The sequence below is a fragment of the Mycobacterium sp. genome (assembly GCF_050701675.1).
Taxonomy (GTDB): domain Bacteria; phylum Actinomycetota; class Actinomycetes; order Mycobacteriales; family Mycobacteriaceae; genus Mycobacterium.
The window spans coordinates 1-10,380 of record NZ_JBOGDD010001104.1 but is presented as its reverse complement, the minus strand read 5'-3'; the positions used below and the strand labels follow the sequence as shown (position 1 = coordinate 10,380).

Here is a 10,380-nt window from a genome sequence, read left to right as displayed (position 1 = left end):
GGTAGTAGGGGTAGTTCCACGGCATGATGCCGAGCAGCACGCCCACCGAGCTGCGCCGGATGAGTGCCGAGCCGTCGCCCTCCAACAGGGTGATGGGCTCGTCGGCGAGGAACTTCTCGGCGTTGTCCGCGTAGTACTGATAGATCGCGGCGCTGAACTCGACCTCGCCCACCGACTGGTCCATCGGCTTGCCCATCTCGCGCTGGATGATGCGCGCCAGTTCGTCCTTGCGCTCCTCGTGCAGCTCGGCCACCCGCCGGATCAGCGCGGCCCGTTCGGCGACGGTGCTGGCGCGCGACCACTCGCGGTGTGCCTTCGCGGCCGACGCCACGGCCGCCTCGATCTGGGCGTCGGTGGCGGTGGGGTATTCCTTCACCAACTTGCCGGTCGAGGGATCGACGACCGCGTACTGCGTCGTGCTCATCTTCACTCACTCCTTTTGTCGGGAACTCCATACTGCCCGAAGTCGGGAAGGGCTGGTTTCCCTTTGTCACTTGGTTGTCCGCACCGATTGCTCAAATTTCAGGACCGAAGAATACGGTTTCAGTGGTTGAGGTGCTTGTCAACAACGAAATGAGTTTCCGTCTCGGCTGAGGCGCAGCGGGCCGCCGACTACAGTCGACATCCGTGACCACCGCGCAGCGGGCCGACGAATTCGAGGCGTTGCGACCGCACCTGCTGGCCGTCGCCTACCGGCTGACCGGTACCTATGCCGACGCCGAGGACATCGTCCAGGACTCGTGGCTGCGCTGGCACAACGCCGGTACCGACATCGCCGATCTGCGGGCCTGGCTGACCACGGTGGTGAGCAGGCTGGGGCTGGACCGCCTGCGTTCGGCCGCGCACCGGCGTGAGACCTATGTCGGGGAATGGTTGCCCGAGCCGGTGGTCACCGGGTTCGGCGCCGCCGATCCGTTGTCCGCGGTGGTGGCGGCCGACGACGCCCGGTTCGCCGCGATGGTCGTCCTGGAGCAACTGACTCCGGATCAACGGGTCGCCTTCGTGCTGCACGACGGGTTCGCGGTCCCGTTCGGTGAGATCGCCGACGTCCTGGGTGTCGAGCCCGCGGCGGCCCGGCAGTTGGCGTCGCGTGCCCGCCGTGCGGTGGCGTCCGCGCCGGCGCCGGACTCGTCGCACGACGAGACGGTCGGCAACCTGATGGCGGCCATGGCCTCCGGCGACATGGCGGCCGTGGTAGCGCTGCTGCATCCCGACGTCACCTTCACCGGCGACTCGAATCGGCGCGCTCCCACCGCGGCGCGGGTCATCGTGGGGCCGGACAAAGTCGCGCGGTTCCTCTTCGGCTTGGCCAAACGCTATGGGCCGAACTGGCTTTCGGCGACGCAGCTGGCGCTGATCAACGGTGACCTCGGCAGCTACACGCCCGGGCTGCCCGCGGCCGACGGATATCCCGAGCTGCTGCCACGCGTCACGGTGATGACGGTGCGCGATGGATTGGTCTGCGCGGTATGGGATATCGCCAATCCGGACAAGTTCACGGCGTCGCCGTTGCACGCCTGACGCTCACGCCCACGGCACCCGGCACGCGTCGCCCGAATTGAAGCCCTGCTCGGTGATGCCCAGCGCCGAATACATGCGAGCCCGCATGTTCTCCACGCCGATCTGATAGGTCAGCTCGATCACGCCCGCATCGCCGAACCGGGCGCGCAGGTCGGCCACCTGCTCGTCGGTGACGGTATGCGGATCGGTGGTCATGGCGTCGGCGTAGGCGATGGCGGCCCGCTCGTCGTCGTTGAACGCCGGCGAGGCCGCGTAGTCGTCGATGGCCTTGAGGCGGTCCACGTCCAAGTTGTCCAGTCGCATGAGCATGGAACCGAAGTCCACACACCACGAGCAGCCGACGGTGCGCGCGGTCCAGAACACCGCCAGCTCACGGACGCTGGGCGGCAGCTTCTTGGACCCGCTCTGCAGCAGCATCTCGTGCATCGCATTGGCCACCAGCAGGCGCGGGTGATGGGCGGCCACGGTGAAGGGTTCGGGCACCTCGCCGAACTGCCGCTTGGCGTAGCGGTACATAAACCGGGTGAACAGGCCGGCTTGTTTCGGGGGCAGCGGAGCGATTCTCGTCGTCATATCAGTCAGACGAGACGGCCCACCGAAGTGTGACAGCCCTACGTGCGAGCCGAGGAGGTGGTGGCCAGCGGCGGAGCGATGGACCAGATCACTTCGCACTCGGTGGGGTCTGCGTTCTCCCAGGAGTGGGCGGACTGCGGCGAAAAGGTGTAGCAGTCGCCGGCACCCAGTACCAGCTCGAGATCATCGATCACCAGGCGCAGACTGCCCCGGATCACGACGGCGACGGTCGTGTCGGCATCGAGGGTGTAGGTACCGCCGGAACCGCCGCCGGGAGCCAGGATGGTCCGCATCACCTGGACGTGCTTCTCGGTCGCGGGGGTGAGCAGGTATTCGCGAATACCGCTGCCGCCCATCTGCATCGGGGCGCCCTGTCCGCTGCGGACCATCGTCGAGTCGGGGAAGTCGAACAGCGAACCCACCGACACGCCGAGGATGTCGCAGATCCGCAACAGGTTCGGGACCGACACCGTGGTCTGGTCGCGTTCGACGAGGCTGAGGAAGCCCTTGGTCAGCCCCGCTTCTTTGGCGACGGCGTCCAGGGTGAGGCCGCGCTCGGTGCGGACCGCGCGCAGTTTGGGTCCGAGCCGGTGCATCTTGGAGTCGACGTCGGCGGCCCGCCTGTCCTGGGCGGATCGACTGTGTGGCATGAGGGAGTTTAGCCAGACTGCGGCCAAACGAACGTGAGCTTGTGAGCGAGACCCGATCGGGTTTTCGCGCACAAGCTCACGTTGGGCTGCAGAGAGAAGAACTACCGCGCGAACATCAAGGCGCGCTTGACCTCTTGGATCGCCTGAGTCACCTGGATGCCGCGGGGGCAGGCGTCGGTGCAGTTGAAGGTGGTACGGCAGCGCCACACCCCGTCGACGTCGTTGAGGATGTCGAGACGCTCCGCGGCGGCCTCGTCGCGGCTGTCGAAGATGAACCGCTGCGCGTTGACGATCGCCGCCGGGCCGAAGTACGAGCCTTCGTTCCAGAACACCGGGCAACTGGTGGTGCAGCAGGCGCACAGGATGCACTTGGTGGTGTCGTCGTAGCGGGCGCGGTCGGTCTGGCTCTGGATGCGTTCCCGCGTCGGCTGATTGCCGGTGGTCACCAGGAACGGCTTCACCGCACGGAACGCGTCGAAGAACGGCTCCATGTCGACGACGAGATCCTTCTCGACCGGCAGGCCACGGATCGGCTCGATCGTGATGGTCAGTGGCTTGGATGCCTTCTTGGGTAGCAGATCCCGCATCAACACCTTGCACGCCAACCGGTTGACCCCGTTGATGCGCATGGCGTCCGAGCCGCACACGCCGTGGGCGCAGGACCGGCGGAAGGTCAGCGTGCCGTCCAGGTACCACTTGACGTAGTGCAGCAGGTTGAGCAGTCGATCGGACGGCAGGCAGGGGACTCGGAAGCTCTGGAAACCGGTGCCGTCGGGATCATCCGGGTTGAACCGGGCGATCTTCAGCGTCACCATCACAGCGCCTTCGGGCACGGGCGGCAGGTCGGGACCCGTGGTCTCGGGTTCAATGACGGCGGTCATCAGTACTTCCGTTCCATCGGCTCGTAACGGGTCTGCACCACCGGCTTGTAGTCCAGCCGGATGTCGGACAGCAGGTCGGTGCCTTCTTTGTAGGCCATGGTGTGCCGCATGTAGTTGGTGTCGTCACGGTTGGGGTAGTCCTCGCGAGCGTGGCCGCCGCGCGATTCCTTGCGGTTGAGCGCGCCCACCACGGTGACCTCGGCCAGCTCGAGCAGGAAGCCGAGCTCGATGGCCTCCAGCAGGTCGCTGTTGTAGCGCTTGCCCTTGTCCTGCACCGTGATTCGCGCGTAGCGCTCCTTGAGTGCATGGATGTCGGTCAGCGCCTGCTTCAGTGTCTCCTCGGTGCGGAACACGGCGGCGTTGTTGTCCATCGACTGCTGCAGGGCGACCCGGATGTCGGCGACCCGCTCGTTGCCGTGCTCGGACAGGATGTCCCCGACCCAGCCAACCACCATGTCGGCGGGGTTCTCCGGCATGTCGACGTGGCCGTGGTTGTTGGCGTACTCCGCGGCGGCGATGCCGGCGCGGCGACCGAACACGTTGATGTCCAGCAGCGAGTTGGTGCCCAGCCGGTTGGAGCCGTGAACCGACACGCATGCGCATTCGCCGGCGGCGTACAGACCCGGGACGACGGTGGTGTTGTTGCGCAGCACCTGGCCGTTGACGTTGGTCGGGATACCGCCCATGACGTAGTGGCAGGTCGGGTACACCGGCACCAATTCGGTGACCGGATCCACGCCCAGGTAGGTGCGGGCGAACTCGGTGATGTCGGGGAGCTTGGCCTCCAGGACGTCGGCACCGAGGTGGCGGACGTCGATGTAGACGTAGTCCTTGTTCGGCCCGGCGCCGCGGCCTTCGAGCACCTCGAGCACCATCGACCGGGCGACGATGTCACGGGGGGCCAAGTCGACGATCGTAGGTGCGTAGCGCTCCATGAAGCGCTCGCCCTCGCCGTTGAGCAGTCGTCCGCCCTCGCCACGCACGGCTTCGGAGATCAGGATGCCCAGCCCCGCCAGACCGGTCGGGTGGAACTGGTGAAACTCCATGTCCTCCAGGGGAAGTCCCTTGCGGAAGATGATGCCGAGCCCATCGCCCGTCAACGTGTGCGCATTGGAGGTCGTCTTGTACATCCGGCCCGACCCGCCGGTGGCGAAGACGATCGCCTTGGCGTGGAAGACGTGGATGTCGCCGGTCGCCAGTTCGTAGGCGACGATGCCCGTGGCCACGGGGCCGCCGGGGGTCTCCGACATCACGAGGTCCAACGCGTAGAACTCGTTGAAGAACTCGACGTCGTGCTTGACGCAGTTTTGGTAGAGCGTCTGCAGGATCATGTGGCCGGTGCGGTCGGCGGCGTAACAGGCGCGGCGGACGGGCGCCTTGCCGTGATCACGGGTGTGCCCGCCGAAGCGGCGCTGGTCGATGCGGCCCTCGGGGGTGCGGTTGAACGGCATCCCCATCTTCTCGAGGTCGTAGACCGCGTCGATGGCTTCCTTGCACATGATCTCGACCGCATCCTGGTCGGCGAGGTAGTCGCCGCCCTTGACGGTGTCGAAGGTGTGCCACTCCCAGTTGTCGTCCTCGACGTTGGCCAGTGCGGCACACATGCCGCCCTGAGCGGCGCCGGTGTGGCTGCGCGTCGGGTAGAGCTTGGTCAGGACGGCTGTGCGCGCCCGCGGTCCTGCCTCGACGGCAGCCCGCATGCCGGCGCCACCGGCGCCCACGATGACGACGTCGTAGCGATGTTCGATCAACATGCGTGCAACTCCAGCTCTCTCATTCCCCGTCGCTCCGCTCGCCCAGTCACGAAATGTTTGCGTCGAACGTCAGCAGTACGTAGGTGCCAAGGACCAGCGTGAACAGGATCGACAACGTAAGCAGCGTATTCAGCCAAAACTTCGTCGAGTCCTTGCGGGTGTAATCGGCGATGATCGTGCGCATGCCGTTGCCGCCGTGTAGCTGCGCGAGCCAGAGCAGGAGCAGGTCCCAGGTCTGCCAGAACGGCGAGGTCCAGCGCTGCGCGACGTAGTTGAAGTCGATCCGGTAGACGCCGCCGTCCCAGATCAGGCCGATGAAGAGATGGCCGAGCGCCAGGAAGACCAGCACGATCCCGGAGAAGCGCATGAACAGCCACGCGTACTTCTCGAAGTTCGGCATCCCGCTGCGGCGCCGGGGTGAGCGGGGGTTGTCCAGCCCCGCGGGCCTGTCGTGGCTGCGCTGCAGGACGGGCGCTGGCCCGCCTCGCTCGCTGACGTGGTCGTAGGGGTTCTCTCCCCGGACTGCCCCGGTCACAGGAAACGCTCCGCCATGTGCATGCCCATCACTCCCAGTGCGGCGATGAACACCGCGATCCAGACTCCGAGCACTATCCACAGCATCAACCGCTGGTACTTGGGGCCCTGCTCCCAGAAGTCGATCAGGATGATCCTGATGCCGTTGAGTGCGTGGTAGAGCACCGCCACCACCAGGCCCATCTCCATGAGGCCGATGATGGGGGTCTTGTAGGTGTCGATGATCTCGTTGTATGCCTCGGGGCTGACCCGGACGAGTGCGGTGTCGAGCACGTGCACGAAGAGGAAGAAGAAGATGGTGGCGCCGGTGATGCGGTGAAGAACCCAGGACCACATGCCAGGGTCGCCGCGGTAAAGCGTGCGTCGGCGCCTGGGCGACGATCGCGGGCTGGGTATCGCGGAATCCGCGGCTGTAGCTGTACTCATCTCGGACCTCCAACGCCATCGGTGGACGCTTCGCTCACGTTGGTCGGGAACCTGTGCTAGCTGGTCCTGACCCCGGGGCGACTCTAAACCCAATCGTGCTCCCGAAAGAACTAGCGTGGAACCGCCGGCGGCTCTCTCATCACCGAAGTTAGGGTCGCCTACCTAAGGACTCGAGTTGCGAAATGGGAGCTTCGGAATGCATTCAGAAACCTTGCGAGGGACTCGACACGATGCTTGATGCCGATTGGGAGTCATTGCGCGCCAAGGCAGTAGAGGTCTCGGCGAGGGCATATGCCCCCTACTCTCGGTTCCCGGTTGGCGCCGCTGCGCTGACGGCCGATGACCGAATTCTGGTCGGCTGCAATGTGGAGAATGTCTCATATGGCCTAGGTCTCTGTGCGGAGTGTTCTGTGGTCTGCGCCTTGCACTCCGGGGGCGGTGGCAGGCTGGTCGCGCTCACGTGTGTCGACGGGTCGGGAGCCTTGCTCATGCCGTGCGGGCGTTGCAGGCAAGTGCTTCTGGAACATGGGGGACCGAAGATGCTGATCGACCATCCCGCCGGCCCGCGGCCGCTCGGCGACCTGCTGCCCGACGCGTTCGGTCCAGACGATCTCGACCGCCGGGAAAGCCAGTGACCGAGTTCACGTTCGATGCTCCGACGGTCATCCGGACCAAGCGCGACGGTGGCGTGCTGTCGGATGGCGCGATCGACTGGGTGGTCGACGGCTACACCCGTGGCCTGGTCCCCGACGAGCAGATGTCGGCGCTTCTCATGGCGATCTTCCTGCGGGGCATGACTCCCGGTGAGATCTCCCGCTGGACGGCGGCGATGATCGGGTCCGGCGAGCGCTTCGACTTCGGCGACCTCCGCCGCGAAGGCAAGCCGTTGCGGTTGGTGGACAAGCACTCCACCGGAGGCGTCGGTGACAAGATCACCATCCCACTGGTGCCGGTCGTCATGGCCTGTGGGGCAGCCGTGCCGCAAGCCTCCGGACGCGGGCTCGGACACACCGGCGGCACGCTCGACAAGCTGGAGTCCATCGCGGGCTTCTCCGCCGAGCTGTCCAAAGCCCAGATACGACAACAGCTTCAGGACATCGGTGCCGCCGTCTTCGCGGCGGGTGACCTCGCGCCCGCCGACCGCAAGCTCTACGCGTTGCGCGACGTCACCGCGACGGTGGATTCGCTGCCGTTGATCGCCAGCTCGATCATGAGCAAGAAGCTGTCCGAGGGGGCGCGGGCCCTGGTACTGGACACCAAGGTGGGCCGTGGCGCCTTCCTCAAGACCGAGGCCGAGGCACGCGAGCTGGCCCGCACGATGGTCGAGCTCGGCACCGCCCATGGCGTGGACACCCGAGCGCTGCTGACCGACATGGACCGGCCGCTTGGCCTGGCCATCGGCAACGCCGTCGAGGTCGCCGAGTCGATGGACGTGCTTGCCGGCGGCGGCCCCGACGACGTGGTGGAGCTGACGCTGGCATTGGCGCGCGAGATGCTCGACGCCGTGGGGATCGACGACGTCGACCCGGCACAGACGTTGCGCGACGGCACCGCGATGGACCGATTCCGCGCGCTGGTCGGCGCCCAGGGTGGGGATCTGTCGCAACCGCTCCCGATCGGTGCCCATGCCGAGACCGTCACCGCATCACGCGGCGGCACGATGGGCGACATCGACGCGATGGCGGTGGGACTGGCGGTGTGGCGGCTCGGCGCGGGCCGTTCGACACCCGGCGGGCAGGTGCAGTTCGGCGCCGGGCTGCGCATCCACCGCACGCCTGGGGAGCCCGTCGTCGCCGGTGAGGCGCTGTTCACCCTCTACACCGACACCCCCGAGCGCTTCGAGGGAGCCATGGCCGAACTCGACGGCGGGTGGAGCGTGGACGCCACCGCGCCCGATCTGAGTCCGCTGGTCATCGACCGCGTGGTGGGATAGCAGGCCGACGGGCCAGCGATGGCACACCCGCGCGCCGTGCCCTGGCGATTCCGATACGGCAGATCGCGCCCAGCAGGACCCGAAACAGGAGTCGCGACGGAGGCAGGCGGTAACCGAGTTTGGTGTGTGGGGCGTAGGTGAGCTCGCCCGACTCGTCGGCTGTGGCGAGCCACCCCGTCATGACCGCTTGGCGTTGACCCAGTGTGCCGTCCGAATACTGATGTGCGGTAAGCCCGGCGCGGCGCTGCCCGCCGGGTTGGAGCGCGCCAGGGACGGACAGGGTGATTCCGTCCGGGGTTGCGCCGGCCACCCGGACCGGTGCGACGACGGGATATCCGTCGGTGCCGGCCCAGCCGAGCAGCAGATGGGGCATCTGCGTGAGCTGCCGGACGGTTCGCCGTAGCCCAACCCTCGGCTCGATTCCATTACCCGGCGGTTTCTGTCGTGCTGGGAGGTCGTCGGGCAACGGAGTGCCAATGATCGTCGCTGCGCCGCGGCACGCCGGGTCATCGAAGATGACGAGACGTTCCGCAGTGACCCGGATGGTCACCCGGTTCCAGAAGAACGGCGCGAGCCACCAGTCCCAGAACCGGCCGCCGAGCCGATTGGGGCCAAGTTCGTTCTCGCCAAGGTCGAGTAATCGCTCGAGCTCAGCGCGGTTCGGGTACCAGGAGAACGACGCTCTACCGTGCAGGAGTACGTACTGATCACCCTCGCTGCGCCCAGGTTCTCGGACATGAAATACCAGTGCGACCTGAGGGTTTCGTTCGAGCCGCTCCAGCTTCCGGTACGCGGCGAGATCGCTGGTCAGTGTGACCGACCGGGTCTCGGGGTCCCAGCCGAAGTTGTTCACCGGGGTCAAGACGACGCCGTGCATCGGCGTCACCTGCGCCAGCATGATCGTCAGATCACCGGCCAGGATGCGTTCGACGTCGTCGCTGAGTGTTGGCATATCCGCCTCCTCCCGTCCGGCTGCCTCGCCCTCGGCAGCAATACTAGACAGACCGTCCATAAACATAAACATACGCGCCGTCCAGTAATGCGGTCAATGTCATTCCGCCACAACGTGTCGACGCACCCTATTTCCGAAATATCGAGCAGTGCGTCTTGTAACGTTGAGGCATGTCGGTACGCGCACCAGGGAGACCGCGCAGCGAGCGCATCCGCCGTGCGGTCCTTGCCGCGGCGACCGCGCTGGTCGACGAGAGCGGTTATGGAACGGCCACCATGGAAGCCATTGCCCGGCGCGCCGGTGTCAGCAAGCAAACGGTGTATCGGTGGTGGCCATCGCCGGCAGCGATTCTTCTCGAGGCGCTCAACGAAGGTGCAGCCCGCATCGCGCCCCTCGTCGAAGCCGGTGGTCTGGAAAGTGACCTGCGGATATTCGTGCGGCGCAGCGTACTTGGCGCTCGCGGCAGGAACGCGAGACTGCTGACCGCGTTGATGGCCGAGGCGCAGCGCGACGCATCGTTCGCCGAGTCGTTCCGGGGCGGCTTTCTGGCCCAACGGCGCGCCGTCATGCGCGAACTTCTGGTACGGGCCCGCGAGCGGGGCGACTTGGCTCCCGGGGTCGACGTCGACGTCGTCGTCGAGATCTTCTTCGGCACACTGTGGTATCGCCTGCTCGCCGCGAGCGGGCCAGTCAACACGCGCTTCGCTGACAAACTGACCGATGCGTTGCTGACATTGGTCCGGGCCGAATAGTAGGTGAGCTGCTCTGCCAAACGCGGGCACGTGCGCGCAAGATGGGTATATGACGACACCGTTGACGCTCGAAATGATCCAGCGGGCGCCCAAGGCGCTATTGCACGACCACCTCGACGGCGGGTTACGTCCGGCGACGGTGGTGGAACTGGCCGATGAGTTCGGCTACGACGGGCTGCCCGTCACTGACGTCGACGAGTTGGCCACGTTCTTCCGCACCGCCGCGCACAGCGGATCGTTGGTCCGTTACCTGGAGCCGTTCGCCCACACGGTCGGCGTCATGCAGACGCCGGAGGCCCTGCACCGGGTGGCCTTCGAATGTGTCCAGGATCTGGCCGCCGACTCGGTGGTCTACGCCGAGGTCCGGTTCGCCCCCGAACTGCACATCGATGGCGGGCTATCGC

11 protein-coding genes and 2 pseudogenes are annotated in these 10,380 nt (G+C 66.3%); 5 read left to right on the top strand and 8 right to left on the bottom strand.

The features are described 5' to 3' along the window. A partial coding sequence (locus ACRDUX_RS34170; protein ID WP_526420853.1) for an aldehyde dehydrogenase family protein occupies positions 1-424 on the bottom strand: 424 nt, incomplete at its 3' end. A 203-nt stretch (positions 425-627) separates the two neighbouring features. Here ACRDUX_RS34170 and sigJ point away from each other — a divergent pair. Continuing rightward, a complete protein-coding gene (sigJ, locus tag ACRDUX_RS34165; protein ID WP_526420851.1) occupies positions 628-1,521 on the top strand; it encodes an RNA polymerase sigma factor SigJ in 894 nt (297 codons plus the stop codon). Positions 1,522-1,524: 3 nt separating this feature from the next. Here sigJ and ACRDUX_RS34160 read toward each other — a convergent pair. From ACRDUX_RS34160 to sdhC, 6 genes and pseudogenes are all read right to left on the bottom strand, one after another. Then, positions 1,525-2,208: pseudogene (locus tag ACRDUX_RS34160) on the bottom strand (carboxymuconolactone decarboxylase family protein); the annotation flags it as partial. Further along, positions 2,133-2,744 (bottom strand): helix-turn-helix domain-containing protein, encoded by a 612-nt coding sequence (locus ACRDUX_RS34155; protein WP_477495877.1) that lies wholly within the window; start codon positions 2,742-2,744, stop codon positions 2,133-2,135. The gene ACRDUX_RS34155 and the pseudogene ACRDUX_RS34160, both read right to left, overlap by 76 nt. 101 nt (positions 2,745-2,845) lie before the next feature. Further along, the gene (locus ACRDUX_RS34150; RefSeq protein ID WP_526420849.1) at positions 2,846-3,625 is read right to left on the bottom strand and encodes a succinate dehydrogenase/fumarate reductase iron-sulfur subunit; all 780 of its coding nucleotides are present in this window, start codon (positions 3,623-3,625) and stop codon (positions 2,846-2,848) included. Next, positions 3,625-5,379, bottom strand: coding sequence for a succinate dehydrogenase flavoprotein subunit (gene sdhA, locus ACRDUX_RS34145; protein ID WP_526420847.1), 1,755 nt, complete (start codon positions 5,377-5,379; stop codon positions 3,625-3,627). The genes ACRDUX_RS34150 and sdhA overlap by 1 nt, the downstream gene beginning before the upstream one ends. A 46-nt stretch (positions 5,380-5,425) precedes the next feature. Next, on the bottom strand, positions 5,426-5,914 hold the full coding sequence (locus ACRDUX_RS34140; protein WP_526420845.1) for a succinate dehydrogenase hydrophobic membrane anchor subunit: 489 nt from the start codon (positions 5,912-5,914) through the stop codon (positions 5,426-5,428). Further along, positions 5,911-6,339, bottom strand: a complete 429-nt coding sequence (sdhC, locus tag ACRDUX_RS34135; protein WP_526420843.1) for a succinate dehydrogenase, cytochrome b556 subunit — start codon at positions 6,337-6,339, stop codon at positions 5,911-5,913. Before sdhC ends, ACRDUX_RS34140 begins: the two co-directional genes overlap by 4 nt. A 230-nt stretch (positions 6,340-6,569) precedes the next feature. Here sdhC and ACRDUX_RS34130 point away from each other — a divergent pair, with 230 nt between their 5' ends. Both ACRDUX_RS34130 and ACRDUX_RS34125 read left to right on the top strand, forming a co-directional pair. Further along, entirely contained in the window at positions 6,570-6,974 is a 405-nt protein-coding gene (locus tag ACRDUX_RS34130) for a cytidine deaminase (protein WP_526420841.1), read from the top strand. Beyond that, on the top strand, positions 6,971-8,272 hold the full coding sequence (locus ACRDUX_RS34125; protein ID WP_526420839.1) for a thymidine phosphorylase: 1,302 nt from the start codon (positions 6,971-6,973) through the stop codon (positions 8,270-8,272). Before ACRDUX_RS34130 ends, ACRDUX_RS34125 begins: the two co-directional genes overlap by 4 nt. Here ACRDUX_RS34125 and ACRDUX_RS34120 read toward each other — a convergent pair. Further along, positions 8,250-9,224 carry a pyridoxamine 5'-phosphate oxidase family protein gene (locus tag ACRDUX_RS34120; RefSeq protein WP_526420837.1) on the bottom strand — a complete coding sequence of 325 codons (975 nt, stop codon included), beginning with the start codon at positions 9,222-9,224 and terminating at the stop codon, positions 8,250-8,252. The two genes, ACRDUX_RS34125 and ACRDUX_RS34120, sit on opposite strands and share 23 nt — an antisense overlap. 170 nt (positions 9,225-9,394) lie before the next feature. Here ACRDUX_RS34120 and ACRDUX_RS34115 point away from each other — a divergent pair, with 170 nt between their 5' ends. Together ACRDUX_RS34115 and ACRDUX_RS34110 are read left to right on the top strand one after the other, a co-directional pair. Further along, positions 9,395-9,976 carry a TetR/AcrR family transcriptional regulator gene (locus ACRDUX_RS34115; RefSeq protein ID WP_526420835.1) on the top strand — a complete coding sequence of 194 codons (582 nt, stop codon included), beginning with the start codon at positions 9,395-9,397 and terminating at the stop codon, positions 9,974-9,976. 49 nt (positions 9,977-10,025) lie between these two features. Beyond that, positions 10,026-10,380: pseudogene (locus ACRDUX_RS34110) on the top strand (adenosine deaminase); the annotation flags it as partial.

What these genes read in the sequence shown, in the direction of transcription:
- ACRDUX_RS34155 (WP_477495877.1), bottom strand. Translation starts at nt 2,744, where the DNA reads ATGCCACACAGTCGATCCGCCCAGGACAGGCGGGCCGCCGACGTCGAC.
- ACRDUX_RS34115 (WP_526420835.1), top strand. Translation starts at nt 9,395, where the DNA reads ATGTCGGTACGCGCACCAGGGAGACCGCGCAGCGAGCGCATCCGCCGT.
- ACRDUX_RS34150 (WP_526420849.1), bottom strand. Translation starts at nt 3,625, where the DNA reads ATGACCGCCGTCATTGAACCCGAGACCACGGGTCCCGACCTGCCGCCC.
- ACRDUX_RS34130 (WP_526420841.1), top strand. Translation starts at nt 6,570, where the DNA reads ATGCTTGATGCCGATTGGGAGTCATTGCGCGCCAAGGCAGTAGAGGTC.
- sdhC (WP_526420843.1), bottom strand. Translation starts at nt 6,339, where the DNA reads ATGAGTACAGCTACAGCCGCGGATTCCGCGATACCCAGCCCGCGATCG.
- sdhA (WP_526420847.1), bottom strand. Translation starts at nt 5,379, where the DNA reads ATGTTGATCGAACATCGCTACGACGTCGTCATCGTGGGCGCCGGTGGC.
- ACRDUX_RS34120 (WP_526420837.1), bottom strand. Translation starts at nt 9,224, where the DNA reads ATGCCAACACTCAGCGACGACGTCGAACGCATCCTGGCCGGTGATCTG.